At 67.7% G+C, this 26,055-nt stretch carries 29 protein-coding genes; 9 read left to right on the top strand and 20 right to left on the bottom strand.

The window, feature by feature from the left end:
• Positions 1–122: 122 nt before the first annotated feature.
• Positions 123–305: a hypothetical protein gene (locus tag FV217_RS13830; protein ID WP_147817761.1), complete on the top strand. Its 183-nt coding sequence runs from the start codon at positions 123–125 to the stop codon at positions 303–305.
• Between the two features lie 536 nt (positions 306–841).
• Positions 842–2,095 carry a gephyrin-like molybdotransferase Glp gene (gene glp, locus FV217_RS13825; RefSeq protein WP_147817760.1) on the top strand — a complete coding sequence of 418 codons (1,254 nt, stop codon included), beginning with the start codon at positions 842–844 and terminating at the stop codon, positions 2,093–2,095.
• A 106-nt stretch (positions 2,096–2,201) separates the two neighbouring features.
• Here the strand turns inward: glp and FV217_RS13820 are convergent, their stop codons facing one another.
• A complete protein-coding gene (locus FV217_RS13820) occupies positions 2,202–2,855 on the bottom strand; it encodes a class II aldolase/adducin family protein (protein WP_147817759.1) in 654 nt (217 codons plus the stop codon).
• A 134-nt stretch (positions 2,856–2,989) separates the two neighbouring features.
• On the opposite strand from FV217_RS13820, the gene ppk2 reads away from it, so the two are divergent.
• From ppk2 to FV217_RS13805, 3 genes are all read left to right on the top strand, one after another.
• Positions 2,990–3,898 (top strand): polyphosphate kinase 2, encoded by a 909-nt coding sequence (ppk2, locus tag FV217_RS13815; RefSeq protein ID WP_147817758.1) that lies wholly within the window; start codon positions 2,990–2,992, stop codon positions 3,896–3,898.
• A gap of 301 nt (positions 3,899–4,199) precedes the next feature.
• Positions 4,200–4,382, top strand: coding sequence for a DUF3606 domain-containing protein (locus tag FV217_RS13810; RefSeq protein ID WP_147817757.1), 183 nt, complete (start codon positions 4,200–4,202; stop codon positions 4,380–4,382).
• A gap of 5 nt (positions 4,383–4,387) precedes the next feature.
• The gene (locus tag FV217_RS13805) at positions 4,388–4,654 is read left to right on the top strand and encodes a hypothetical protein (protein WP_147817756.1); all 267 of its coding nucleotides are present in this window, start codon (positions 4,388–4,390) and stop codon (positions 4,652–4,654) included.
• 125 nt (positions 4,655–4,779) lie between these two features.
• Here FV217_RS13805 and lpdA read toward each other — a convergent pair whose 3' ends face one another.
• From lpdA to eno, 9 genes are all read right to left on the bottom strand, one after another.
• Complete coding sequence (gene lpdA, locus FV217_RS13800; protein ID WP_147817755.1) at positions 4,780–6,201, bottom strand: dihydrolipoyl dehydrogenase; 1,422 nt, start codon at positions 6,199–6,201, stop codon at positions 4,780–4,782.
• Positions 6,202–6,684, bottom strand: coding sequence for a DUF559 domain-containing protein (locus FV217_RS13795; RefSeq protein WP_147817754.1), 483 nt, complete (start codon positions 6,682–6,684; stop codon positions 6,202–6,204). It abuts the gene before it with no gap.
• Between the two features lie 214 nt (positions 6,685–6,898).
• Positions 6,899–8,281: a pyruvate dehydrogenase complex dihydrolipoamide acetyltransferase gene (locus tag FV217_RS13790; protein WP_147817753.1), complete on the bottom strand. Its 1,383-nt coding sequence runs from the start codon at positions 8,279–8,281 to the stop codon at positions 6,899–6,901.
• Between the two features lie 4 nt (positions 8,282–8,285).
• Positions 8,286–8,879: a Uma2 family endonuclease gene (locus FV217_RS13785; protein WP_147817752.1), complete on the bottom strand. Its 594-nt coding sequence runs from the start codon at positions 8,877–8,879 to the stop codon at positions 8,286–8,288.
• A gap of 98 nt (positions 8,880–8,977) precedes the next feature.
• Positions 8,978–9,253 carry a DUF5076 domain-containing protein gene (locus FV217_RS13780; RefSeq protein WP_147817751.1) on the bottom strand — a complete coding sequence of 92 codons (276 nt, stop codon included), beginning with the start codon at positions 9,251–9,253 and terminating at the stop codon, positions 8,978–8,980.
• Between the two features lie 474 nt (positions 9,254–9,727).
• A complete protein-coding gene (locus FV217_RS13775; RefSeq protein ID WP_147817750.1) occupies positions 9,728–11,179 on the bottom strand; it encodes a pyruvate dehydrogenase complex E1 component subunit beta in 1,452 nt (483 codons plus the stop codon).
• Positions 11,180–11,233: 54 nt separating this feature from the next.
• Positions 11,234–12,283, bottom strand: a complete 1,050-nt coding sequence (gene pdhA, locus FV217_RS13770) for a pyruvate dehydrogenase (acetyl-transferring) E1 component subunit alpha (RefSeq protein WP_147817749.1) — start codon at positions 12,281–12,283, stop codon at positions 11,234–11,236.
• 200 nt (positions 12,284–12,483) lie between these two features.
• The gene (locus tag FV217_RS13765) at positions 12,484–12,795 is read right to left on the bottom strand and encodes a septum formation initiator family protein (RefSeq protein WP_147817748.1); all 312 of its coding nucleotides are present in this window, start codon (positions 12,793–12,795) and stop codon (positions 12,484–12,486) included.
• A gap of 53 nt (positions 12,796–12,848) precedes the next feature.
• Positions 12,849–14,138 carry a phosphopyruvate hydratase gene (eno, locus tag FV217_RS13760; RefSeq protein WP_147817747.1) on the bottom strand — a complete coding sequence of 430 codons (1,290 nt, stop codon included), beginning with the start codon at positions 14,136–14,138 and terminating at the stop codon, positions 12,849–12,851.
• Between the two features lie 227 nt (positions 14,139–14,365).
• On the opposite strand from eno, the gene queF reads away from it, so the two are divergent.
• Positions 14,366–14,830 (top strand): preQ(1) synthase, encoded by a 465-nt coding sequence (queF, locus tag FV217_RS13755; protein ID WP_147817746.1) that lies wholly within the window; start codon positions 14,366–14,368, stop codon positions 14,828–14,830.
• Between the two features lie 82 nt (positions 14,831–14,912).
• On the opposite strand, the gene FV217_RS13750 is transcribed toward queF, so the two are convergent.
• The 9 genes from FV217_RS13750 to FV217_RS13710 all read right to left on the bottom strand — a co-directional run bounded on the left by FV217_RS13750 (position 14,913) and on the right by FV217_RS13710 (position 21,551).
• Positions 14,913–15,431 (bottom strand): hypothetical protein, encoded by a 519-nt coding sequence (locus FV217_RS13750; RefSeq protein WP_147817745.1) that lies wholly within the window; start codon positions 15,429–15,431, stop codon positions 14,913–14,915.
• Positions 15,432–15,594: 163 nt separating this feature from the next.
• On the bottom strand, positions 15,595–15,915 hold the full coding sequence (locus FV217_RS13745) for a hypothetical protein (RefSeq protein WP_147817744.1): 321 nt from the start codon (positions 15,913–15,915) through the stop codon (positions 15,595–15,597).
• 188 nt (positions 15,916–16,103) lie between these two features.
• Entirely contained in the window at positions 16,104–16,961 is an 858-nt protein-coding gene (gene kdsA, locus FV217_RS13740) for a 3-deoxy-8-phosphooctulonate synthase (RefSeq protein ID WP_147817743.1), read from the bottom strand.
• Between the two features lie 19 nt (positions 16,962–16,980).
• A complete protein-coding gene (locus tag FV217_RS13735; RefSeq protein ID WP_147817742.1) occupies positions 16,981–17,469 on the bottom strand; it encodes a hypothetical protein in 489 nt (162 codons plus the stop codon).
• Between the two features lie 130 nt (positions 17,470–17,599).
• Complete coding sequence (locus FV217_RS13730; RefSeq protein ID WP_147817741.1) at positions 17,600–18,055, bottom strand: hypothetical protein; 456 nt, start codon at positions 18,053–18,055, stop codon at positions 17,600–17,602.
• A 161-nt stretch (positions 18,056–18,216) separates the two neighbouring features.
• Positions 18,217–19,092, bottom strand: a complete 876-nt coding sequence (locus FV217_RS13725; RefSeq protein ID WP_147817740.1) for an aldo/keto reductase — start codon at positions 19,090–19,092, stop codon at positions 18,217–18,219.
• A 114-nt stretch (positions 19,093–19,206) separates the two neighbouring features.
• A complete protein-coding gene (locus FV217_RS13720; RefSeq protein ID WP_147817739.1) occupies positions 19,207–19,569 on the bottom strand; it encodes a DUF6883 domain-containing protein in 363 nt (120 codons plus the stop codon).
• The gene (locus FV217_RS13715) at positions 19,566–19,829 is read right to left on the bottom strand and encodes a DUF4926 domain-containing protein (RefSeq protein WP_238231919.1); all 264 of its coding nucleotides are present in this window, start codon (positions 19,827–19,829) and stop codon (positions 19,566–19,568) included. Before FV217_RS13715 ends, FV217_RS13720 begins: the two co-directional genes overlap by 4 nt.
• Positions 19,830–20,012: 183 nt before the next feature.
• Entirely contained in the window at positions 20,013–21,551 is a 1,539-nt protein-coding gene (locus FV217_RS13710) for a Do family serine endopeptidase (protein WP_147817738.1), read from the bottom strand.
• 201 nt (positions 21,552–21,752) lie between these two features.
• Here FV217_RS13710 and FV217_RS13705 point away from each other — a divergent pair, with 201 nt between their 5' ends.
• On the top strand, positions 21,753–22,565 hold the full coding sequence (locus FV217_RS13705) for an ABC transporter permease (RefSeq protein WP_147817737.1): 813 nt from the start codon (positions 21,753–21,755) through the stop codon (positions 22,563–22,565).
• A 373-nt stretch (positions 22,566–22,938) separates the two neighbouring features.
• Here FV217_RS13705 and FV217_RS13700 read toward each other — a convergent pair whose 3' ends face one another.
• Positions 22,939–23,826: a porin family protein gene (locus FV217_RS13700; protein WP_147817736.1), complete on the bottom strand. Its 888-nt coding sequence runs from the start codon at positions 23,824–23,826 to the stop codon at positions 22,939–22,941.
• Positions 23,827–24,265: 439 nt separating this feature from the next.
• Here FV217_RS13700 and FV217_RS13695 point away from each other — a divergent pair, with 439 nt between their 5' ends.
• Complete coding sequence (locus tag FV217_RS13695) at positions 24,266–24,526, top strand: hypothetical protein (protein WP_147817735.1); 261 nt, start codon at positions 24,266–24,268, stop codon at positions 24,524–24,526.
• Between the two features lie 328 nt (positions 24,527–24,854).
• On the top strand, positions 24,855–26,055 hold a 1,201-nt coding region (locus tag FV217_RS13690), incomplete at its 3' end, for a DEAD/DEAH box helicase (protein WP_187272553.1).

Below are 26,055 nucleotides of genomic sequence, written 5' to 3'. Positions count from 1 at the left end.
CGCGGCGGCGACGCTACCATGGCGGACCCGGAATTTCTCAAGCAATCGCAAGGGTGCAGTGCAACCCGCCAATGGGCCGCACGTTGATGAAGCCAGACCACGATCTATCCGGACGGTGTCGAATGAGCATTTTCCAGATCAAGCAGAAGACCAGCGGCGCCGTTCTCTGGACAGGCAGCGCCCATGACGAAAAGACCGCGCTCGACGCGATGGCACGCGAGGCCGGGTATCCGGATTACGCGTCCCTGCCGAACCAGATCCGGGCGAGCGGTGTCCAGGCGGCCAAGCTCGACCTGATCTCGTAGATCTCTTTCGCCCCACACGAATACTTTATAAGGCATCCTTCGATGAAGGGTGCCTTTTCGTTATCCATACCACGGGAGGTATTTCTGCCGAGAACGGGGATCACCTTTCCGTGCACCGGCTACCCTTGCCAAGACACCGAATCAGGGCCTAGCATCATGTCATCGCCACTGCAGGCTTCGGTCGCGGCGGCTGATGGATAGAGATGAAGGAGGTTCGCTTATGCGTTACTCTGTCGTTCTCTCAACGTCGCGCACCGATGACGGTGACGCGGACGATCCACCGAATCAGTACCGACAGGGATGAGGCTTTCGGGAGGGCGAGTGCCGCTCGCGACCGACCTTAAGGGTCGTCGACGGTGGCCCGATCCTCACGGGGAACCCTTGAACCCGAAAGCGTGGACCCTGCCTGAAGGCCCGACATTCGCCGTGTCGGGCCTTTCTCATGCGTGGTCTCGACGGCATCGTCGGCATCGCCGATACCGTGACGATCTTCGCGAAGACGATTTTCGCACGGTCCGGGATCCGCGCACGGCAGAATGGCCCAGTTGAGTGACGATTGCTTTGCCGCCGGCGAAGCGCCGATGACCATCGAGGAGGCCGTGGCGCTGGTCGAGCGGCGCGTCTGCACGGTCGCCGGCATCGAGACGGTGCCGCTCGCCCGGGCCGACGGCCGCATCTCTGCCGTGGATGTCCGAACTCCCGGCGACCTGCCGCCCTTCGATAACTCCGCCGTCGACGGCTACGCCGTGCGTCACGCGGCGTTGGCGCCCGACCGGGAGACCGTGCTGCCGCTGGGCGGCCGGCTGACGGCGGGAGTTTCGGCCGAGGGCGTGCTCGCCGGCGACACGGCGGTGCGCATCTTCACCGGCGCCCCGATGCCGCGCGATGCCGACACCGTGTTCATGCAGGAGGACGTGCGCGCCGAGGGCAGCCGCATCGCCCTGCCCCCCGGGCTGAAGCCGGGCGCCAACCGCCGCCGGGCCGGCGAGGATGTCTCGCGCGGCGATCTCGTGATTCCCGCCGGCCGTCGTCTGAGGCCACAGGATCTCGCACTTGCCGCCGCCACCGGTTTCGAGGGCCTCGCGGTGCGCAGCCCCCTACGGGTCGCCCTCTTCTCCACCGGCGACGAACTGACCGATCCGGGGACGGTCCTGCGCCCCGGTGCGATCCACGATTCGAACCGTGTCATGCTCGGCGCTCTGCTGCGCCGCCTCGGGGTCGCGGTCGCGGATCTCGGCATTCTCCGAGACGAGCCGGAGCCGTTGGCACGCCGGCTCGCTGCCGCAGCCGAGGATCACGACCTCATCGTCACCTCCGGCGGCGTCTCGGTCGGCGAGGAGGATCATGTGAAGGCGGCGGTCGAGGCGGTCGGGCGGCTGTCTTTCTGGCGCCTCGCGATCCGGCCCGGCCGGCCCGTCGCCATGGGCCAGATCGGCCGGAAGCCGTTCGTCGGACTGCCGGGCAATCCCGTTGCCGCCTACGTCACGCTGCTTTTCGTGGTGCGCCCGCTGATCGCGCGGCTGGCCGGCCAGACCCTGGCCCCGCCGACACCCCAGCCCGTGCGCGCCGCGTTCGGTTACCGCAAGAAACCCGGTCGCCGCGAATATCTTCGCGTCAGCGTCGCGCCGGGGGCAGACGGCGTCGTCGAGGCCCAGAAATACCCGAAGGACGGCAGCGCCGCCCTCACCTCGCTGACCGAGAGCGACGGGCTCGCCGAACTCTTGGATGACGCGACCGGGGTGAGCCAGGGCGACACGATCCGATTCTACCCGCACGCGCTGTTGTGGTGAGGTCGTCCCCGCTCGGCACGTTCGGACCGAGCGCATCCCCTCGCCCCGCAAGCGGGGAGAGGGGATGCGTACCTCCAGAGCGCTCGACCGGAGCCGGCATGAGCCATCACCCCTTCGGCCGCGGCCCGTAGCTCCGAAACTTCTCCACGTTGCGCGCGATCTCGTCGTCCGGCAGCACGCGCGGCGTACCCACCTGGAGCGCCACGGCGTATTGCCGGCAGAGCGTCTCCAGCTCCACCGCGAGCCAGAGCGCCTTGGCGAGGCCCGGCCCGGTGGCGATCATGCCGTGGTTGGCGAGCAGACAGCAGGTCCGGTCCTCCAGCGCCTCAAGCGCCAGTTCGGACAGCTCCGGCGTGCCGAAGGTGGCGTAGCCGCTACAGCGCACCGTCGGGCCGCCCGCGGCCGCGATCATGTAGTGCACCGCCGGAATCTCCATCCCGCAGATCGCGAAGGCCGTGCAGTGGATCGGGTGGGCGTGGACCACCGCATTCACGTCGGCGCGAGCCTCCAGGATGTCGCGGTGGAAGCGCCACTCGCTCGACGGCGCCAGCGGGTGCTCGAACCCGCCATCCATCCGCAGATGCACGATGTCGTCGGCGCTCATCTGCTCGTAGGGCAGGCCCGAGGGCGTGATCAGCAGGCCGTCCCCCCAGCGCACCGAGACGTTGCCCGAGGTGCCGTGGTTGAGGCCGAGCCCGCTCAGGCTGCGGGCCGCGTCGACGATCGACTGGCGCACCGCGAATTCGGTGTGACGGGACATGGCGGCCTCCTGAGACGCCCCCTCTTCTCCCAGGCCGGCGGCCCTGACAACCGAGGGAAAGTCCCGACCTTCTCAGGGCTGTCATGAAGCGCGGGCTAAGCCCGGGGCGACGATCCACGTAGGTGCCCCGAGACATGACCGACGACGCAGCCACCATCGAGGCGATCCGCCGCGAGCTGGCCGACAGCTACGACGAGGAGTTCGAACTCGAACTCGAGGACGAGCGCCTCGAAGGCGTTGCCACGGCCGCGACCGGCCACACGCCGAACGGCATGGAGCGCAAGGTCTATTTTCGAGAACTGCTCCGCCTGCAGCACGAACTCGTGCGGCTGCAGGACTGGGTGCAGAGCCAGAAGCTCCGGGTCGTGGTGCTGTTCGAGGGGCGCGATTCCGCCGGCAAGGGCGGCGCGATCAAGCGCATCACCCAGCGCCTCAACCCACGCATCTGCCGCGTCGCGGCCCTGCCCGCACCGAGCGAGCGCGAGCGCACGCAATGGTACTTCCAGCGCTACGTCGCCCATCTGCCGGCGGCCGGCGAGATCGTGCTGTTCGACCGCTCCTGGTACAATCGGGCCGGCGTCGAGCGGGTGATGGGCTTCTGCACCGAGGCCGAGGTGGAGGAGTTCTTCCGTTCCGTGCCCGAGTTCGAGCGCATGCTCGTCCGCTCCGGCATCGTGCTCGTCAAATACTGGTTCTCGATCACGGACGCGGAGCAGGAATTCCGCTTCCAGATGCGCATCCATGATCCGCTGAAGCAGTGGAAGCTCAGCCCGATGGACGTCGAATCACGCAGCCGCTGGGAGGACTACACCCGCGCCAAGGAGGAGATGCTGGCCCGCACCCACATCCCCGAGGCGCCCTGGCGCGTGGTCGAGGCTGTGGACAAGAAGCGCGCCCGCCTCAACTGCATCAGCCACCTGCTGCAGCAGATACCCTACTCGGACGTCCTGCATCCGCCGGTGACCCTGCCGCCCCGCGTGCGCCACGAGGATTACATCCGCCAGCCGATCCAGCAGGACCTCTACGTGCCGGATCAATTCTGAGGCCGATGATCGATCGGCCGAAACACATCAGGGCCGCGTGTCGGTCTTGAGCGCATCGCTGCCGAACACGTAACCGGCGAACGTCGCGGCCGCGAGAACGAATACCACCAGCTCCCCACCCATCGGACGCTCCATCGTGTCTTGATGAATGGTTAAGCTGTAGAGCGGCTCGGTGTTCCGCCGTGCCGTGGAAATTGTCGGGGACGGACGGTCGTTTCGGCCCCGTGCCGTCGCCTGCGAGCAGACGGCGCTTGACCTCCCCTCCCCCGAACCCGACATCGGGCTCCTCACAGGAGCGATCATGGCGGGCCTCAAGGACAAGCGTGGCTTCATCGACAAGGACCGGCTCGACCTCTCCGAGCGCAAGGCCGTCGAGTACTGGATGAAGCGCTGGGGCGTGACCCTGGATCAGGTCACCGCGGCCCACCGCAAGGTCGGCCGCATGACCAAGGACATCGCCGCCGAGCTCGGCAAGAAGCGCTGACGCCCATGCCCCGCTACTTCTTCCACACCCACATCGACGACGACGTCATCGTCGACCCCGACGGCCGCGACTTGGCCGATGCGGACGCAGCCTGGGCGGCGGCGAAGGTTCTCGCCCTCCAGCTCCTCCAGGGCGCCGACAGCGACCCGGCGCTGTTCAAGGCGGTGATTTTCGTCACCGACACGAGCGAAGAGGTCGTCTTGGAGTTTCCGCTGACCGATGCGCTCGTGGCCGAGCCGGTGGCGCTGCCGGACGACGAGACGCGGCATTGAGGTGAGTGGTCCTCCGTCGTCCCTGCGAGCGCAGCGAAGCAATCCAGGGCCACGCACAGACCATCGGGGAGCCGGCCCTGGATCGCTTCGCCTTCGGCTCGCGATGACGGCGCGGGTACCCGACCCTACGAATGGATCACCTTCCCATACGCATCCAGCACGCTCTCGTGCATCATCTCCGAGAGCGTCGGGTGCGGAAACACCGTGTGCATCAGGTCTTCCTCGGTGGTCTCGAGGTTCATGGCGACGACGTAGCCCTGGATCAGCTCGGTGACCTCGGCGCCGACCATGTGGGCGCCGAGCAACTGCCCGGTCCCCGCATCGAAGATCGTCTTGATCAGCCCGTCCGGCTCGCCCAGCGCGATCGCCTTGCCGTTGCCCGCGAACGGGAAGCGGCCGACCTTGATGGCAAAGCCTTGCTCGCGGGCCTTGGCCTCGGTGAGGCCGACGCTGGCGATCTGCGGCTGGCAATAGGTGCAGCCGGGGATTTTTGCCTTGTCCATCGGGTGGGTGGGCAGACCCTTGATCGTCTCGATGCAGAGCACGCCCTCGTGCTCGGCCTTGTGCGCCAGCATCGGCGGCCCGGCGACGTCGCCGATGGCGTAGATGCCGGGTACGTTGGTGCGCCCGAGCCCATCGGTGACGACGATGCCGCGCTCGATCGCGACCCCGAGCCGTTCGAGGCCGAGATTCTCGATGTTGCCGACGACGCCCACCGCCGAGATCAGCTTTTCGGCCGTCAGCGTCTGTGAGCCGTCCTTGTCGTCCTCGACGGTCGCGGTGACCGAGTCGGCGCCCTTCTCGACCTTCGTCACCTTGGCGCCGGTGAGGATCCTGATGCCCTGCTTCTCGAAGCGCTTGCGGGCGATGGCGGCGATCTCGGCGTCCTCCACCGGCAGGATCTGCGGCAGCAGCTCGATCACCGTCACCTCGGCGCCCATGGTGCGGTAGAACGAGGCGAACTCGATGCCGATCGCGCCCGAGCCCATCACCAGCAGGCTCTTGGGCATTTTTTCCGGGACCATGGCCTCGTAGTAGGTCCAGATCTTCTGCTTGTCGGGCTCGATGCCGGGCAGGGCACGGGGCCGTGCGCCGGTGGCGACGATGATGTGCGTGGCTGTGTAGCTGCCTGCCCCCTTGGCGCCCTTCGGCGCGGGCGCCCGTGCCGTCTCCTTCACCGTAACCCGGCCCGGCGCGTCGATGGCGGCCTCGCCCCAGATCACGTCGACCTTGTTCTTCTTGAGCAGCATCCCGACGCCGCCGTTGAGCCGGCCCGAGACGCCGCGCGAGCGCTTGACCACCGCCGCGATGTCGAAGCTCACATCCTTGGCGGAGAGCCCGTAATCGCCGGCATGCTGCATGTAGTGAAAGATCTCGGCCGAGCGCAGCAGCGCCTTGGTCGGGATGCAACCCCAGTTCAGGCAGATGCCGCCGAGATGCTCCCGGTCGACCACCGCGGTCTTGAACCCGAGCTGCGCCGCCCGGATTGCCGTGACGTAACCGCCTGGCCCGGCACCGATGATGATGACGTCGTAGGTCTCGGACATTCAGCTCTCCGGCCACGCTCCTCCCCCTTGTGGGGAGGAGTTGGAGGTGGGGGTGGTTCCGCCGGGCTCCGGGGCGGCTAGCGGAGCCACCCCCATCCCTGACCCTTCCCCACAAGGGCGAAGGGAACGCGGCGCGTTCAACGCAGCGAGAATCGTTTCGAGGACGCCATCGATCTCACGCATGACCTCAGCGTTCGTGAAGCGGAGGACGCGGAAGCCTTGCGCTGCCAGAGCCGCGTCCCGTCGCGCGTCGTAGGCCGCCTGAGCGTCGTGGCCGTGTCCGCCGCCATCGACTTCGATGACGAGCTTGGCGTCCAGGCAGCAGAAATCGGCGACGTAGGAACCGAGGGCGGCCTGCCGCCGAAAATGCGAGCCTGAGACCGGAATCCGATGGCGGAGATGCTTCCAGAGCCGCTTTTCCGGTTCGGTTAGCGAACGCCGTAATGTCTTCGCGTTTGCGGCCGCCCGCGGCGATGCGGACATCGGCGGCGACCGTCTCCAGGGCATCGCCAGGGCTCCACTCATCGCGCCGTGAGGCACGGACGACGTACTTGCCGTCGACCCTCTCCTCCCCCTTGTGGGGAGGAGCCGGAGGTGGGGGTGGTTCCGCCTGCCGCGAGGGTCCAAGCGGAGCCACCCCCACCCTCGATCCCTCCCCACAAGGGGGAGGGAGGAGCATCAGTGCGCTCGGCCGCCATCAGACCAGCATCCCCATCGGGTTCTCGATCAGCCCCTTGAACGCCGCGAGCAGCTGCGCCCCGAGTGCCCCGTCGACCACGCGGTGATCGACCGAGAGCGTCACCGTCATCGCCTGCACGACGGCCGGAGCGCCGTTCTTGGCCACCACGCGGGCCTCGCCGCCGCCCACCGCCAGGATGGTGCCGTGGGGCGGGTTGATGACCGCGGAAAAGCTCTTGATGCCGAACATGCCGAGGTTCGACACCGCCGTGGAGCCGCCCTGGTATTCCTCGGGCTTGAGCTTCTTGGAGCGGGCGCGGCCGGCGAGGTCCTTCATCTCGGCGGAGATCGTCGAGAGCGTCTTCTGCTCGGCCCGGCGGATCACCGGGGTGAACAGCCCGCCGTCGATGGCGACGGCCACGCCGACGTCGGAGGTCCGGAACTTCAGGATGCGGTCGCCGGCCCAGACGGCGTTGGCGTCCGGCACGTGCTGCAGGGCGACGGCGAGGGCCTTGATCACGAAGTCGTTCACCGAGAGCTTGAAGGCCGGCTTGCCGTCCCGGTCCTTCGGCGCGCCGGCGTTGACCTGCGTGCGCAGCGCCAACAGGGCGTCGAGCTCGACGTCCACCGACAGGTAGAAGTGCGGCACCGTCTGCTTCGACTCGACGAGGCGCTTGGCGATGGTCTTGCGCATCCCGTCGAGGGTAATTTCTTCGTAGCTGCCGGCCTCGAACAGCGCCTTGACCTGGTCCGTGGTCATGCCTGTGGCGACGCCGCCCGCGGTCGGGACTGCGGCCTTCGGGGTGGGTGCCGCCGGCGCTGTCGCGGGCTCGGCGGCCGCCTTGCCCGTACCGGCCGCCTTGGCCGCCTGCACGTCGGCGACGACTACTCGGCCATGCGGGCCGGAGCCCTTCACGGCGGTGACGTCGATGCCTTCCTGCTTGGCGATGCGGCGGGCCAGCGGTGAGGCGAAGATGCGGCCCGTCGCCGGCTGCGCCGCACCGTTCGGCTTGGCGCCCTCGGGCGCGGCGTCGACCCGGGCGTATTCCCGATGACCGCCGCCGGGCGCCACGTTCTCGCTCGCCGTGTCGGCGGGCTCGGCCGCATTCTTTGCTGCCGGCGCGCTGCTCGACGCCGCCGTGACGCTGGCGGGGTCCTCGCCGTCCTGAGCGATCAGGGCGATCAGGTCGTTCACCGGTACGTCGGCGGTGCCCTCGGGCACCACGATCCTGGCGAGCACGCCCTCGTCGATCGCCTCGACCTCCATGGTGGCCTTGTCGGTCTCAATCTCGGCGAGGATGTCGCCGGATTTCACCGCGTCGCCCTCCTTCTTGAGCCATTTGGCGAGGTTGCCCTTCTCCATGGTCGGGGACAGGGCGGGCATCAGCACGTTGATCGGCATGGATTCAGCTCTCGGGCGGGCCTGAAGGGGCCGGATCGTCGAAGGCGAACAGGTCGTCGAGGGGAAACGCGATCGCGTCGAAGGGCGGCAGCGAGACGGTTTCGCCCCGCTGGATGGTACCGAGCAACAGCCACCGGCCACCGGTAAGGGCGAAGGCTTCGAGTTCGCCGTCGGTCGGATCGAGCAGCCAGAGATGGCCGACTCCAGCGTCCGCGTAGATCTGACGCTTCGAGCCACGATCGAGCCGCCTCGTGGACGGTGACAGGATTTCGCAGACCCAGTCCGGCGGGGTCTCAATGAAGGCTGTCTCTGGCTCGACAGGCAGACGGCTGCGACGCCAGCCGGCGAGATCGGGCACGACGATCTGCGGCCCAAAATGCAGCTCGGGCTCGTCCATGAAGATCCAACCGCCCGGCCCGCCGCGTCCGTAACGAAAGGGCGGGCTGAGAGTACCGCTCAGATCATTGGCCATCGTCGCATGCCTGGGGCGCGGCCGCGGATGCGTCTCCAGCGTCCCGTCGATGATCTCGGCGACGAGATGTTCCGGGACGGCCTCCAGGTCGGCATAGGTGGCGATGCGGCGTGCGGGCTCGGCCATGGTCAGGGCTTCCGTCGCACCAGGCGAACGAGCCGGGGCGTCGTGTGCGTGATCGTAGCCCGTTCGTCCCGACAGGTCATGCGATGGGCCTTGGCGGTCTAGTTGAAGCTGCCGGGGTCGAGGCTCTCGGCCTCGATGCCCGCGCGGATGCGCTCGAACGCCTCCTCCTCCGACATGTCCGTCTCCAGCGCGTAGGCGCGCGCAGCCTGACGGGCGAGGTCGATCAGCAGGCGCCCCCAGGTGGCGGGATCGTCGAAGGAGCGGCGCAGCGCCACGCTCACGGCCCCGTCGACGACGGCGGCGCGCAGCACTTCGATGCCGCCCTGTTCGAGGGCGTCCGGCGGGATGTCGAGGGCTTCGAAATTTTTCGTCATAGATCCGAGATCGCCTCTCACTCCAAAATGGTCGCGCATTCGAAGCCGACAGGCTGGCGTGTGCTGCAACGAAGAACTCGCAACTTCTGCCGCGATGTTCCCAGTATCATGACGGCATAGTCGTGCGGCAAGCGCGCCTCGCCGCAACTAAGGTTCCAAATGCCGCTCCGTGTGCCGATTTCTGAATTGACAATCGTCTGAATGCGACAAGCACTGGGGTCCGCGATGTGCACGGCACGATCGAATAGCTGGATCTGAAGACTTGCGGGCATCTTCAGTATCTCGGATACCGAGCCAACAAGCGGCTCCCGCTTGGGTTGGCAGTCCCCCGAATCGCGTGAGCAGGACCCTGTCTCTTCAGCCGCAGACGCTGCGCGATTGAAAGCAACATGACAGTCAAAAGAGAGAAACGCGCAAAACAAATATGCTGCTAGGTATCGTGATACGCGCATAGATTCGTTGCCCTATACCAATTTACTTGTAACAAACCGCCTTCGCCGCCGCGATCACCTCACCGACATTCGGCAGCGCCAGTTTCTCGAGGTTCGCCGCATACGGCATCGGCACGTCCTTGCCGGTTACGCGCAGCACCGGGGCGTCGAGGTAGTCGAAGGCGTCGACCATGAGCCGGGCGACGATCTCGGCGCCGATGCCGCTCTGGGGAAAGCCCTCCTCGACGGTGACGCAGCGACCGGTCTTCTTCACCGAGGCGACGACGGTGTCGGTGTCCATCGGGCGCAGCGTGCGCAGGTCGATCACCTCGGCCTCGATGCCCTCCTCGGCGAGCGCCTGCGCCGCCTTGAGCGCGTAGGTCATGCCGATGGAGAACGAGACGATGGTCACGTCCGTGCCCGGCCGGTGGACCTTGGCCTTGCCGATCGGCAGCACGAAGTCGTCAAGCTTCGGCACCGGGAAGCTCTGCCCGTAGAGGATCTCGTTCTCTAAAAAAATCACCGGGTTCGGGTCGCGGATCGCGGCCTTGAGCAGGCCTTTGGCGTCGGAGGCCGTATAGGGCGAGACCACCTTCAGGCCGGGCACGTTGGAGTACCAGGCGGAGTAGTCGTGGCTGTGCTGGGCGCCGACGCGGGCGGCCGCGCCGTTGGGGCCGCGAAACACGATCGGGCAGCCAAGCTGGCCGCCCGACATGTAGAGCGTCTTGGCCGCCGAGTTGATGATGTGATCGATCGCCTGCATGGCGAAGTTGAAGGTCATGAACTCGCAGATCGGGCGCAGGCCCGTGAAGGCCGCGCCCACCGCGATGCCGGCGAAGCCGTGCTCGGTGATCGGGGTGTCGACCACCCGGCGTGCACCGAATTCCTGCAGCAGCCCCTGCGTGACCTTGTAGGCGCCCTGGTACTCGGCGACCTCCTCGCCCATCACGAAGACCTTGTCGTTCGCACGCATCTCCTCGGCCATGGCGTCGCGCAGGGCCTCGCGGACGGTCATCGAGACCATCGGCGTGTCGGCCGGGAATTCCTGCATCACCGGCGCGGCGGCCTTGTTGGTGACGACGGCCGGCGCGGCCGGAGCTTTTTTGGCCGAGTCGTCGCCGGTCTTGGCCGTGGCGGAGGGAGCGTCCGCCATCCCCTCGGCGTCCATGTCCGGTGTCGGCGCGGGCTGGGTGTCGCCCTTGGCGCTTGCCTTCGGCTTGCCGCCGCCGGCTGCCGCTGCGGCGACGTCCTCGCCCTCGGCGGCGATGATCGCGATCGGTGTGTTCACCGCGACGTTCTCGGTGCCGTCCGGTACCAGGATCTTGGCGAGCACGCCCTCGTCGATCGCCTCGACCTCCATGGTGGCCTTGTCGGTCTCGATCTCGGCGAGGATGTCGCCGGACTTCACCGCGTCGCCCTCCTTCACGAGCCACTTGGCGAGCTTCCCCTCCTCCATGGTGGGCGAGAGGGCGGGCATCAGGATGTCGGTCGCCATGAACGCTGCTCTATCGATCCGGTCGCGTGGGGTGGTCGGTCGGCCGAGCGGGGCTCAGGCGCTGGCCTCCAGCAGGATGTCCGTCCAGAGCTCCTTCGGATCGGGCTCGGGATCGTGGGTGGCGAACTCGGCCGCGTCGTTGACGATCTCGCGGATCTTGGCGTCGGTGGCCTTGAGGTCTGCCTCGGAGACCCCGTGCGCCTCGATCAGGCGCTTGCGCACCATCTCGATCGGGTCGTGCTCGTCGCGCATCTTCGAGACCTCGTCCTTGGTCCGGTACTTGGCCGGGTCGGACATCGAGTGGCCGCGATAGCGGTAGGTCTGCATTTCGAGGATGAAGGGGCCCTGCCCCGACCGGGCGTGCTCCACGGCGCGCTCGGCGGCCTCGCGCACGGTGCGCACGTCCATGCCGTCGACCTGCTCGCCCGGAATGCCGAAGGAGAGGCCACGCTTCGAGAAATCGGTCTGGGCCGAGGCGCGGGCCACCGAGGTGCCCATGGCGTAGCGGTTGTTCTCGACCACGTAGACCACCGGCAGCTTCCAGAGGGCGGCCATGTTGAAGCTCTCGTAGACTTGGCCCTGGTTGGCCGCGCCGTCGCCCATATAAGTGAAGCTGACCTTGCCGTTCTTCGTGTAGGCGTCGGCGAAGGCGAGGCCGGTGCCGAGGGAAACCTGCGCCCCGACGATGCCGTGCCCGCCGAAGAACTGCTTCTCGCGCGAGAACATGTGCATCGAGCCGCCCTTGCCGCGGCTGTAGCCGCCGCGGCGGCCGGTCAGCTCGGCCATGACGCCTCTGGCTTCCATGCCGGTGGCGAGCATGTGGCCGTGGTCGCGGTATCCGGTGATGACCTGGTCGCCGTCGGTCGAGGCCATCTGCAGGCCGACCACCACGGCCTCTTGGCCGATATAGAGGTGGCAGAAGCCGCCGATGAGACCCATGCCGTAGAGCTGGCCCGCCTTCTCCTCGAAGCGGCGGATCAGGAGCATCTCCCGATAGGCGTGCAGATCCTCGTCCTTGGTGAATTGCGGGATGTTGGGAGCGGGCTGGTGCTGGGGCGCATCCACGCCTGGCGCGGCCGTGCCCACATCGCTGCCTGCTGCCATCGGCGACCTCCCGGACTTGTCTGTCGTGGAAGGGTTCTAGGGCGCGGCGCGCGGGAAAGCGAGGGTCGGAGCGCGGCCGGGGTGGCGTTCTGCCCGGTTTCGACAGCCGTCGGGCTCGCAGTGCGATCCGTGCGGAGCACAGGCCGATTTCGCCGGATTATTCAGAATGCATAATCGTGCGGGCGCTGGGCGCGCGCAGGTCAGGGGTCGATGATCACGACGTCGTTGGCGTGGACCCGGCCGAGGACGACACGGGCGCGCTCCTCCAACAGGTCGCGGTCGATCTGCTCGGAGCGCAGCAGCGAGACCCGGTGCTCCCAGGTGGCGCGCTCAGCTTTGACCGCCGCGAGCTCCTTGTTGAGGCCGTAGGCCTCGACCTTGAGGGCGCGCTTGGCCTCCATGCCGCGGTTGCCCGTCTCGGCCTGGAGCAGGAAATAGCCGCCCACCAGCGCCGACACCGTCCAAAGGACGGCGGGCACGACGACGGCTCGGACGCGGCGACGGATGACCATGGCGCCTACGATGCAGCGCCAGGGTTAACGTTTCGCGAAGTTTTTCGCGCCGGTCAGGCCGAAGCGAGCTGCTTCAGCGCCTCGCGGCCGGCGTAGCGGCCCTGCGCACCCAGGCCCTCTTCGATGCGGATCAGCTGGTTGTACTTGGCCAACCGGTCGGAACGCGCGAGCGAGCCGGTCTTGATCTGTCCGCAATTCGTCGCGACGGCCAGATCCGCGATGGTCGAGTCCTCGGTCTCGCCGGAGCGGTGCGACATCACCGCGGTGTAGCCGGCGCGCTGGGCCATATCGACGGCGGCGAGCGTCTCGGTGAGCGAGCCGATCTGGTTGACCTTCACCAGGATCGAGTTGGCCGTGCGCTCCTTGATGCCCCGCGACAGGCGCTCGACATTGGTCACGAACAGGTCGTCGCCGACGAGCTGGACCCGGTCGCCGATCTTCCGGGTGAGCAGGTTCCAGCCCTCCCAGTCGTCCTCGGACATGCCGTCCTCGATCGAGAGGATCGGGTAGGCACTCGCCAACTTGGCGAGGTAATCCACCTGCTGCTCGATGGAGCGGGTCTGGCCCTCGCCCTCGTAATGGTAGGCGCCGTTCTTGAAGAACTCGGTGGCCGCGCAATCGAGCGCCAGCACCACGTCCTGGCCCGGCTTGAAGCCGGCGGCCTGGATCGACTCCATCACGAAATCGAGGGCGGCCTCGGCCGAGGGCAGGTTCGGGGCGAAGCCGCCCTCGTCGCCGACATTGGTGTTGTGGCCGGCCTTCTTCAGCGCGCCCTTGAGCGTGTGGAAGATCTCGGCGCCCATCCGGACGGCTTCGCTGAACGAGGGCGCGCCGATCGGCATCACCATGAATTCCTGGAAGTCGATCGGGTTGTCGGCATGGGCGCCGCCGTTGACGATGTTCATCATCGGCACGGGCAGCACGCGGCCCTGGACGCCGCCGACATAGCGGTAGAGCGGCAGGCCGGCGGTCTCGGCCGCGGCCTTGGCGACGGCGAGCGAGACGCCGAGGATGGCGTTGGCGCCGAGGCGCGCCTTGTTCGGGGTGCCGTCGAGGTCGATCATCGCCTCGTCGATGGCGACCTGATCCTCGGCCTCCATGCCGCCGATGGCGTCGAGGATCTCGGTCTGCACCGCCTCCACCGCCTTGAGCACGCCCTTGCCGCCGAAGCGCGCCTTGTCGCCGTCGCGGAGCTCCACCGCCTCGTGGGCACCGGTGGAGGCGCCGGAGGGGACCGCAGCGCGGCCGAAGGAGCCGTCTTCCAGCAATACGTCCACCTCGACCGTGGGGTTGCCCCGGCTATCGAGAATCTCGCGGGCGGCGATGTTGGTGATCGCGGTCATCGAAGGTCCTTCGTCAGGCGTCGCGCGGCGCCGGGCCGGCAGGCGGCGGCAGGGTGCGACATCATCCGCGCGGCTTATCCGCCAAGCGGCAGCGCCGGGCAAGCGCCGCCGCAGTTCAAGAATTTTTTGAGACTTCGAAGTATTTTTCGCCCGTGCGGGCGCGGACGACGGTCCCCGCCCCGTCCGAGCCGGATGCGCCTCGCGCGGCTTCCCGCTATAGCGGCGGCATGAGCGACGATCTCCAGCCCGCCGGCCTGCAACTCGGCCAGTCCACCCCTCTGCCCGCCTCTCCCGAGACGGCGCAACTCGATCGGGTGCCGAACCCGCACGCCGACACCGACTATCTCGCGCGCTTCACCGCGCCCGAGTTCACCTCGCTCTGCCCGGTGACCGGCCAGCCGGATTTCGCGACACTGGTGATCGACTACGTGCCGGGCGACTGGCTCGTCGAATCGAAGTCGCTCAAGCTCTATCTCGGTGCCTTCCGCAACCACGGCGCCTTCCACGAGGATTGTACGGTGGGCATCGGCCGGCGGCTGACGGCGCTTCTCGAACCGCGCTGGCTGCGCATCGGCGGCTACTGGTACCCGCGCGGCGGCATTCCGATCGACGTGTTCTGGCAGACCGGGGAGCCGTTGAAGGGCGTCTGGCTCCCCGAGCAGGGTGTCGCAAATTATCGCGGGCGGGGCTGAGCCTTCGACCGTTTCGCCTTCCCGCAAGGGGAAAGGACACCGCTCGCCACGGACTTGCCGTTCGATCGGGGAGGGTCTCGCCTCAGTGCTGCTCGGCCAGCACGCGGACGGCGCGGGCGATCAAGCGCTCCTGCCGGTCCGTCGGTCCGTGGTGGATGACGGCAACGGCCTCCAGCATACGCTCCAGGTCGTCGCGCTCGGAGGCGTCGAGCTTTTCGCGGAGCAGAGGGGCGATGTGGTCGATCGCCGTGTCGGCGTCGGCGGCCTGCGCCGCGGCATGGCGGATATAAGCCATGCGGGCCGCGAGATCGTCGCCGGCGGGAACGATCGTGCGCATCTGCTCCTCGATCGCCGTTTCCTGCTCGGGCGTCGGCGTGCCGCGGACCAGCGCGACGAGCTGCATGAGCACCCCGGCGGCGTCGGCCGGGGTCCTGATCGCGCGCAGCGGCGCCGCCTTGAAGGCGGCCTCACTCTTCAGTCTCAGCTTCGCGTTGCGGCGGTCTCCGAGATAGCGGTCGATCTGCTCCATGCCGTTTCCGTACATGAACCAGTAGATGAGCCCCGTCATCACCGCCCCGACGACGGCTGCGATCACTGGCATTCGACACCCCCAATGTGTCCTCAGACACACGCAAGATGTCCAGAATGTCGCAGGGACGCAATCGGGTTGAGCCGGCTAAGCCTCGCACCTGCCGCGTGAAGCCGGCAAACGAAAAGGCGGCCGGTTTGCACCGGCCGCCCTTCATCGTGACGCGTGATACGGCTCAGTAGCCGTAGTAACCGCCGCCATACCCATAGGCCGGAGCGTAGCCGTAGGCCGGACGCTCATAATAGCCGTAGGCCGGGCGGCCGTAGTAGTTGCTGGCCGCGCCGGCGGCGATGGCTCCGGCCGCGAGGCCCGCGATGCCGAGGCCCACGGCAGCGCCCGTGCCGATGCCGCGACGGCCGCCATAGTAACCACGGCCGTAGCCGCCGCCGTAGTGACCGCCGTAGTAGCCGCGGCCGTAGGGGCGCGCTTCGGCGGTCGCTGCGAGAATCGGGATGGTCGAAGCCACGATGGTCGTGATGATTGCAAGTTTGCGCATAGCGTCCTTCCCACTTCGAGCTTTGTTAGGGCGGATAACGCCGAGCTTCGCACCGAGTTCCGAAGAATTCGGGGAAATCCGAAACCGCTTCCGCCGGCCCGAAGATTTTCGATGGCCTCAGGATCGCATCCGCGAAATGAACCTGTGCTGAAAGCGGAGTGACGGACGGACGGGAATCGTCGCGTTAACTACGATGCCGAATTCTTGGCCAGCCGGTCAAAGGCCTGCAACGTGGCGAGTAGCCCCGGCATCGCGTCAAGCGGCACCATGTTCGGTCCGTCCGAAGGGGCGTTGTCGGGATCCTGATGCGTCTCGATGAACAGCCCGGCGACGCCGACGGCCACGGCGGCGCGGGCCAGCACCGGCACGAACTCGCGCTGGCCGCCGGATGTCGCACCCTGCCCGCCCGGCTGCTGCACGGAATGCGTCGCGTCGAACACCACGGGTGCGCCATGGGTGACCCGGGCCATGATCGGCAGCGACCGCATATCCGAGACCAGCGTGTTGTAGCCGAACGAGGCGCCGCGCTCCGTGACCATGACGTTGGGGTTGCCGGCCCCGGTCACCTTGGCGGCGACGTGGGCCATGTCCCAGGGCGCCAGGAACTGGCCCTTCTTGACGTTGACCACCCGGCCGGTTGCGGCGGCGGCGAGCAGCAGGTCGGTCTGACGGCAGAGGAAGGCCGGGATCTGCAGCACGTCGACGACGTGCGCTGCCGCGGCACAGTGCGAGGCCTCGTGCACGTCGGTCAGCACCGGCAGGCCCAGCCGCTCCTTGATCTCGGAAAAAATCGGCAGCGCGCCCTCCAGTCCGATGCCCCGGGCGGTGCCGCCGGAGGTACGGTTGGCCTTGTCGAAGGAGGACTTGAAGACGAGGCCGATGCCGAGCCTGTCGGTCATGTCCTTCAGCGCGGCAGCGATGGTGAGGGCGTGCTCCCGGCTCTCGAGCTGGCACGGGCCGGCGATGAGCGCGAAGGGCAGATGGTTGGCGAAGGCGACGGCGCCGGCATGGACGACGGGGCCGGTGGCGGCGGAGGTCTGCGACATGGCTCTCGCTCTACTCCGCTCACGAGCGGGCGGAAAGTCCGCCCCTGCGCCTCGGCCCCCGATCCGCTGCGAGCCGGCACAGCGCCCCTTCCGTAAATCCGTCGAGCCGGTCCGTCGGCTCGCAGCGCAGCACTGCGCTGCCCGCCCTGCCCTGCTGCGGTTCGCCGGTGAGCAGCGTCTGCTGGTGCAGGTTCAGCGCCAGGGTCTCGACGCCCTCGGCATCGGCCTTCGCAAGCGTCTTCGCCGCGAGACCGATCAGCACGAAGTAAGAGCGGTTCGGCTGGCGATAGAGTGAGCGAAACACCATCCGGCGGGGCGTGCCGCAATCGAGGCTCATGCGCTCGGCATCGGCTGCGCGAAACACGACCAGAGAGCCGGTGCGGCCGGCGAGCGAAGCGCCGGTGCCGCGGATCAGCCGCGCGGTCAGTGCGTCGCAGCCGTCGGCGCGGGCCGGAGCGCCGGCGGCGAGACAGAAAATGAGGCCGGCTGCGGCGGCACGGAGGATCATGGCCGACGGTCTATCCCGCACATGGCGGAATGGCGAGACGGAGATCCTCCGAGCACCAGCCTACGGCCCCGGGTCGCTTCGCTGCGCTCGCGATGACGGGGTCGTTCCTGTCGTCGAACGGACAAAGAAATCAGTTCGTGGAGGCGGTGGTGTCGGGGTCCTGCGGCATGGCCTGGCAGGCTTCGCGCTCGTGCGAGCGCAGCACCCGGCGCAGGCGCAGGGGCCGGTCGCCGGATCCGTCGCTGAGCGTGCCGGCGAGCACGTCGGCCGCCGCAATGCCCTGGAAACGCACCGGGCCGGCCTCGCTCTCGACGGTGAAGGCGATCTCGCGGGTCCCGTCGTCGATGGACAGGACTTCGGCTGGGACCGGGGTGACGGCTGTGCCTGCCGCTGCCTCGTACAGCACGCCGTTGCCGTTGGGCGAGCGCCGCACCGTCACGCGCCGGCCTTCCAATCGGTGCGCGCTCGGATCCGTGCAGAGGTCGGCGTAGACGAAGGTGCCGGTGGTCCAGACCGGCCGCGCCGCAGCTTGGAGAGTCGCCGGCACCACGAGCAGTCCGGTCAGGATCAGGGTCGCAGCGCGCATATGGAGGCCTTTCCGGTCGGCAGACGGCGTTGCGGTGCGCCATGCAGGATTCGGGCAACTTTGTGGCGGCCGACTGCCGAACCCCGCCTGGGACCCCGCCGATGTCGCATCGATCCTTTGCTGGTTGATGTCGCGTCGCCGGGCGCGCCGCATGAAACCGCTCACGAAGCCGACGTCCAGGCCGCCCGGCCCTGCGCGTCCAGCGCCTGGAATTCGTCGTCGGTGAGGACGAGGCCGGCACCCTTCACGTTCTCGGCAAGATGCCCGGGATCGCCGGTGCCGGGGATCGGCAGCATTACCGGCGAGCGCTTCAGCAACCACGCCAACGCGACCGCCCCCGCGCTGGTGCCGCGCTGGCCCGCAATGTCGGCGAGTGCCGAACCGGTCTTCGCCAGCGTGCCCTTGTCGAGGGGTGCCCAGGGGATGAAGCCGATGCCATGCCTTTCGCAATGATCCAGAACCGCTTCACTGGTGCGGTCGACGAGGTTGAAGCGGTTCTGGACCGTCGCGACCGGAAAATACGTCCGGGCCGCTTCGATCTCCGCGACCGACACCTCGGAGAGGCCGACATGGCGGATCAGGCCCTCCTCGCGCATCGCCGCGATCACCTCGAACTGGCGCTCGCGCGGGACGTCCGGGCCGATGCGGTGCAGCTGCCAGAGGTCGATGCGGTCGACCCCAAGCCGGCGCAGGCTCATCAGCACGCATTGGCGAAGGTAATCGGGGTGGCCCACCGGCCGCCAGATGTCCGGCCCATGCCGGGTCAGGCCGCCCTTGGTGGCGACGACGAGACCGTCATAGGGGTGAAGCACCTCGCGGATCAGGTCTTCGCTGACGAAGGGGCCGTAGCTGTCTGCGGTGTCGATCAGGTCGATGCCGAGTTCGGGCACCCGCCTCAGCGTGGCTTTCGCCTTGTCCCGATCGGCCGGCTCTCCCCAGATGCCGGGGCCGGTGACGCGCATGGCGCCGAAGCCGAGGCGGTGAACGGTGAGATCGCCGCCGATGGCGAAGGTGCCCGATAGGTGTGCGCTGCTCATGCCCGTTCCGTTCGTCGTGTCACAGGCACAACAAAGTTCGGGGCATCCGGTTCGGCTGGCCGTACCCCCAACGGTTTTCAGGTCGCATGCCGCCCTCACTCCGAACCGATCTCTTCATCGATCGGGAAGGCGATCCAGCGGCTTCAAGGTGATGAACCTTCCGATATCGCTCGGGCCGTCGAAGTCGATTTGCCAGACGGTTCGCACGTTCGGATTGGTGCCGTCCGGCGACGCGATGCGACCTTCGTAATGGAACTTGCGGCCATGCGGGGCGGCATAGGCCTTAATGAGTGTGGCCCCGGCCGGATGCAGGTTGATCGCCTGCAGGAGCTTCAGCGGATCGCCGACGGTGAAGCCGAAGGCCATCAGGAACTTGGCCCGGCCCTTGTTGTCTTCGTGGCTGGGGTTCAACAGAAACTCGGTGACCTTGCCGAGCTCGGTTGCGAAGAGTCGCGGATTGGCCAGATCGCCGGTCAAGATCCAGCGCGGCGGACGAGCCGCAGCAGATCCGGTTCGATCGTCGCCAGGGTCTCCAAAGGCTCGGTGAACTCGACTTCGAAGGCGAGCCCCCTGCCCCAGACCGCGACCACCGTGCCGGTCGAGCCCTTCGGAACCACGGCGTCTTCACCGAGCGCGTCCGCCAGCAGCTGGACGCGGTCCAGCTCGTCGAAAGCAGGCTCCCGGCGAACTTCGGCAGGGCGGCCTGACACCACGTATGTCATGATGCGATCGGACATTTTCGTATCATCGTTTTCGCTCGACCGTGTGGCAACCGGCTTTCTCGCATGGATCGGCGCGATGGCCGCTCTCCCACGCGCGCAACAAAATGACGCCGGCTTCTCTGTGAAGCCGGCGCCGAGTCGGAGGGAATCGACGAGATGACGGCGCGGGCGAACCCGCGCTCGGGAGTACGGCCGAACTCAGCCGCTTTTCGACAGCGAGACCGCGACGAAGCGGGTCACGCCCTTCGAATTCTTGACGCGCATCAGCACCGCCTTGCGTCCGTTGGACTCGGCCGTGCGGATCTGCGCGGCGACGTCGGCAGGGCTCGAGACGTTGGTGCCGGCAACATCCAGGATCACGTCGCCCTGCTCGATGCCCTTGGCCGCAGCCGGACCTTCGGGATCGACCCGCACCACGGCGACGCCGCTGGTGCCGAGGCCGACCTCGTCCGCCGGTGCGAGGCCGAGGCCGAGGCGCGGCTGGCCGCTGTTCGAGAGGCCGCCGTCATCGTCGTTGCGGGCAGCCTTGATGTCGGTCGGCAGGGTGCCGAGTTCGACCGTGGCGACGTCGCTCTTGCCGTTGCGGAGATAGGCGAGCTCGACCTTCGTTCCGGGCTTGAGGCCGGCGATCTTGCGCGACAGCTCCTTGGCGTCGTCGATCGGCTTGCCGTCGACCTTTTCGATGACGTCGCCGGTCTTGAGCCCGGCCTTGGAGGCCGGGGTGCCGCTCTCGGTGGAATTCACCAATGCGCCCCTGGCCTTCTGGAGCCCGAGGCTGTCGGCGATGTCCTGCGTCACCGGCTGGATCTGCACGCCGAGATAGCCGCGCACCACCTTGCCGTCGGTGCGAAGCTGGTCGACCACCGCCTGCACGGTCTCGGCGGGGATCGCGAAGGCGAGGCCGACGCTGCCGCCCGACGGCGAGGCGATCGCCGTGTTCACGCCGACGACCTCGCCGTTGACGTTGAAGTCCGGGCCGCCCGAATTGCCCTTGTTGATCGGCGCGTCGATCTGCAGGAAGTCGTCGTAGGGGCCGGCGCCGATGTCGCGGCCGCGGGCCGAGACGATGCCGGCGGTGACGGTGCCGCCGAGGCCGAACGGGTTGCCGATCGCCACGACCCAGTCGCCGACCTGCGGCGCGGACTTGCCGAACTGGACGTAGGGGTAGGAGCCGGCATCCTGGATCTTCAGGAGGGCGATGTCGGTCTTCGGATCGGTGCCGATCACCTTGGCGTCGAGGGTGCGGTTGTCGTCGAGGGTGACCTGGACGCTCTTGGCCTTGCTCACCACGTGGTTGTTGGTGACGACGTAGCCGTCGGCCGAAATGATGAAGCCTGAGCCGACGGCGCCGCGCTGGCCCTGACGCTGCGGCGACCCGTTCTGGCCCTGCTGACCTTGCTGGCCACCATTCGGGCCGCCCTGCCCGAAGCGCTTGAAGAACTCGCGCAGCTGCGGGGGCACCTGCTGCATGTTCGGGCGGCCCGGGCCGTCGTCGTCGTCGTCCGTGGCGTCGTCGTTGAGCTTCACCTTCACGGCGACGACCGCGGGCTTCACCTTGTTGACGATGCCGGCGAACGAGCCCGGCGGATGCTCCGGCGCCTCGATCGGGGTCTTCGGCAGGGCCTGGGCCAGGGCCTGCGTCGTGGGGGCGATGGAGCCGATGCCGGCCGCGCCGCCTGCGACGAGGGCGGCGGCTGCGACGGACGCGAGGGCGCGGCGACGGAAGGTCGATGTCATGGAACTCTCCGGAAACGGTCGTGCTGTCGCCGCGAGGGGCGGAGCGTGTTTCCGGTGATAGGGGCCGCAGCCTGACCCGGTCGTGGCGCCGGCATTACGGTTTCGTCATGCGACGCGGATGGAGCCGTGAGCGGGCGGGCTCAATTTGGTCGCGATCGGACCCGATAGCGAAGGCCGCAACGGAGCGGTCGACGGCCTGCCATGCAAATCGAAGTCCCTTCGCTCGGGTCGCGGTCCATCTTCTCGAAGGCCGAGCGGATCGACTCGTATCTGCGCGTGCTCAACGCATTGATGCTGCGCGACATGCGCACCCGCTTCGCCGGCTCCTACTGGGGCTATCTGGTCCAGGTGCTCTGGCCGGTGGCGCACATGTTCATCATCGCCTGTGCCATGACATTTCGCCATGTGCCGCCGCCCTTCGGTGACAGTACGATGGTCTTCGCGGCAACGGGCGCCATTCCCGCGCTCGCTTTTCAGTACATCTCCCGTGAAATCATGAAGGGCATTCTGACGAACAAGCCGCTGACCTACTATCCTCAGGTCAGGACGCTCGACGTCATGTTTTCCCGCGTGCTGGTCGAGATCGTCAGCAGCTTCCTGGGCGTCATGCTGATTTTCTCCGTGTTGATGGCGTTCGGGCTCAATCCGATCCCGATCGATCCGGTCACGGCAATCTGCGGTTATCTGTGCGCCATCGCTCTCGGCATTGGAGCCGGAACGATCAACGTCGCGATCGTTCAGGTGTTTCCGGGCTGGATGCTGGGCTATATCGGGATCGGCATCCTGCTCTACATGGCGAGCGGCGTCTTGTTCATGCCTAGCGAATTGCCGGAGCAGATCTATGACTACATGAAATGGAACCCGGTGCTCCAACTCGTCGAATGGGTCCGGCTGGGCTACGATCCGAGCCTGCCGATCACGATCGACTACGTGTACCTGTTCCTGTGGGTGTTCTGCACGCTCACGCTCGGCCTGACCCTCGAGCGCACGATCGGACGCCGCGGCGGCGCCTGAGCCGGCTTCTCCCGGCCCGGTCGTCGGGAGTTCCCGGTCTCCTGTGACGGCCGCCGCTTCGTGGACCGGCATGCCCGGATGGCGCGATAGACGGGCGATGTCGCGTCAGCTCGGGCGGCCCCGCCTCCGGATGACGGGCCGAGATCCGCTTCGCCGGACGCGCTTCTTCCGGATGGCCGAGGCCGGTCGTCATGGGAGTTAAGAATGCTCCGGGATACCGCCCTCGGCTCCCTGCGGCCGCCCTCTCCCTCGCCTTCACCGGCAAACCGCCGGCACAATCGAAAACACCCTCGGACCGGTTTCCGGTCCGAGGGTGTCGATGTCGCCCGGACGGCCCCTTGCGGGACCGCCGGGAGGTCGGTGGCGATAGGTCCTAGTACGAGCCGAACTTGTAGTTGATGCCGGCGCGGACGACGGCGAACTCGGTGTCCTGGCGGCGGACGGCGCCGGAGAGCAGGACGCCGTTGCCGGCGGCGAGGCTGGCGACGCCGCCCGGGCCGACCGCGAAGGCGCCGGTGTTGCGGTTGCCGCCGCGATCGAGATTCACGTAGAGGCCTTCGACCTTCAGCGTCACGGCCGAGGACTTGAAGAAGTTAACGAACGAGTCGGTGGGCAGCGCGTACTCGATGCCGCCGCCGACGGCGTAGCCGGTCTGGAAGTCGCTGGTGGACGAATCCGGCAGGCCGAACTCGCGGCCGCCGCCGGCGCCGTAGGCGAAGCCGCCGGTGCCGTACACGAGGGTGCGGTCGAAGGCGTAGCCGAGTCGACCGCGGACGGTGCCGAAGTAGTCGAGGCCCGACAGGCCGTTCGGGTTGAACACGGTCACGCCGGCGCCCGGTGCGGTGCCGATGCTGGTGGCGAAGCGGTTCCGGTCACGGCCGAAATCGGCGTACTGGGCGTCGGCCTCGACACCGATCACGAAGCCCGAGCCCGGCGTGAACTGATAGTTGTAGCCGATCTGGCCACCGCCGACGAAGCCGTCGGTGCGGTTGCTGTTGCCGAAGGCGATCGCGCCGGTGGCGGGGGCGCCGGCAGCGTTCACGAGCACGCCGTTGGCGGGGACGCCGATCACGGTCGCCTGCTGGTTGTCCTTCGTGCCGAACCCGTAGCCGGCATTGAAACCGGCATAGAAGCCCGTCCAGGTGAAGACCGGAACCGGCGTGAAGATCGGCGGTGCGGCGACGCGGCGGGGAAGGTCGGCGGCCGATGCGACGGCCGTCATGCCGGCGAGGACGGTCGAGGCGAGGAGCAGTTTTTTCATTCGGTGCAAGGTCCTGATTGGCGATAGCCGGCGAGCTTCTAGCCCCGGTCCCGTCGGAAGGTCTGTCGCTTTCCTGCAACAAGCCGCTCAGATGCACCCGGTCTCGTCAAGGAAAGGTAAAGGTTAGCCCCTCCCCGCCGAGAGGATTCGTCGCAGGTGATTTTTCGCACATGGCCCGATCTGGAAGATCATCGCCGCCGTTTCATCGGCGACATGTTGAGTACCGTCTGCTGCTGCGTCGAAAGGATGCGGCTCGATCGTTCCGCTCTGCCGTTTTTGTGGATTTATACTGCCCCTGCGTAGTGGGCGGTGAGATGATCATGATCATCCGTCCCAAAAAGGACAGCTTTCGGCTTCCTTGCGTCAGGCTGCGTTAACCGCGTTCGCCGAAGATGCCGGCGTGCTCCCCATGTCGGGCGCTCGCGAACGGTGCCCCTCGATGTCCTTGGATCTTTCCGGTTCGCACCCGCTGCGCGGCTTTCTCGTCTCGACGGCCGTTGTCGCCCTCGTGGCCGGCGTCGGTGCGTTCGGGCTGGTCCATCACCTCGCCCGGACCGTGGCGGCGCCGGGAGCCCGGTATGCGGCGCTGCCGCCCGGCATCGTCGATCCGGAGGTTACCGGCGCGATCGGCACGACGGCCCGCAGCATCATGCTCGACCCCTGCAACGGCCGTGAGCGGCTGGTCGTCCGCGGCCCCTGAAAGCAGCGGGAAGGGCATCCCGAACGGGTACGGCCGTCGCGCGCAGATTGACAAGCCACTGCAAGCCTCTAAACGTCGCGCACGCTCGCACCCTCGGCGGAGCGAGGATGGTGCGCGGCCGGACCATGGCTGCGGTGCACGACCGGATGTTTCCGCCGCGACGCGAGCCCGATCGGCCCGAACAGGGATCCGCGGGACGATTCCCGCGGATCCCTGTTCGGGTCTCTTGATTTCGCATCATTCGCCTTGGCGAGATTCGTCCCGGTGAGCCGACGCCGCGTCGCGCCGATGATGCCGAAGACCTCGCGCGGACGGTCTCCCAACGATCATGTCATTTGCCGATCTCGGACTGAGCGACAAGGTCCTCGCGGCCGTCGCCGCCGCCGGATACACCGAGCCGACGCCGATCCAGGCGAACGCGATCCCCCATGTGCTCGCGCGCCGCGACGTGCTCGGCATCGCCCAGACCGGCACCGGCAAGACGGCGGCCTTCACGCTGCCGATGCTCACCATGCTGGAGAACGGCCGCGCCCGCGCCCGGATGCCGCGTACGCTGATCCTCGAACCGACTCGTGAACTCGCGGCGCAGGTCGTGGAGAACTTCGAGCGCTACGGCACCAACCACAAGCTCAACGTGGCCCTGATCATCGGCGGCGTCTCCTTCGGCGACCAGGACGCCAAGCTGATGCGCGGCACCGACGTGCTGATCGCCACGCCCGGCCGCCTGCTCGACCATTTCGAGCGCGGCAAGCTCCTGCTCACCGGCGTCGAGCTCCTCGTCATCGACGAGGCCGACCGCATGCTCGACATGGGCTTCATCCCCGACATCGAGCGCATCGTGAAGATGGTGCCGTTCACGCGCCAGACGCTGTTCTTCTCGGCGACCATGCCGCCGGAGATCGAGCGCCTCGCCGACATGTTCCTGTCGAACCCGCAGCGGGTCGAGGTCAGCCGGCCGGCCTCCGCCGCGACGACGATCGAGCAGCGCCTCGTGGCCACGGGCTCGGAGGCAGCCGCCAAGCGCGAGACCCTGCGCCGCCTGATGCGCGACGCCAAGGAACTCCAGAACGGCCTCGTCTTCTGCAATCGCAAGCGCGACGTGGCGCTGCTGCAGAAGTCGCTGGCGAGCCACGGCTTCAACGTCGCGGCTTTGCACGGCGACATGGATCAGCGCGCCCGCACCCTCGCCCTCGAAGGCTTCCGCTCCGGCGAGGTGCCGCTGCTCGTCGCCTCCGACGTCGCCGCGCGCGGCCTCGACATTCCGGCCGTGAGCCACGTCTTCAACTTCGACGTGCCGCACCACGCCGAGGACTACGTCCACCGCATCGGCCGCACCGGCCGCGCCGGCCGCTCGGGCCATGCCTTCACCCTGATCGGACGCGGCGACGAGCGCTCGCTCGCCGCGATCGAGAGCCTGATCGGCCAGCCGATTCCCTGGCTCGACGGCGACCTCGCCTCGGTCACCGGGGGCGAGGGGGAGTCCGAAGAGGGCCGCCCGCGCCGTCGCGGCAGCCGGAGCGGCAGCCCGT

This window comes from Methylobacterium sp. WL9 (assembly GCF_008040035.1).
Classification (GTDB): Bacteria; Pseudomonadota; Alphaproteobacteria; order Rhizobiales; family Beijerinckiaceae; genus Methylobacterium; species Methylobacterium thuringiense.
Note: the sequence above shows the minus strand (reverse complement) of the source record. Positions and strands in the feature narration are given on the sequence as shown.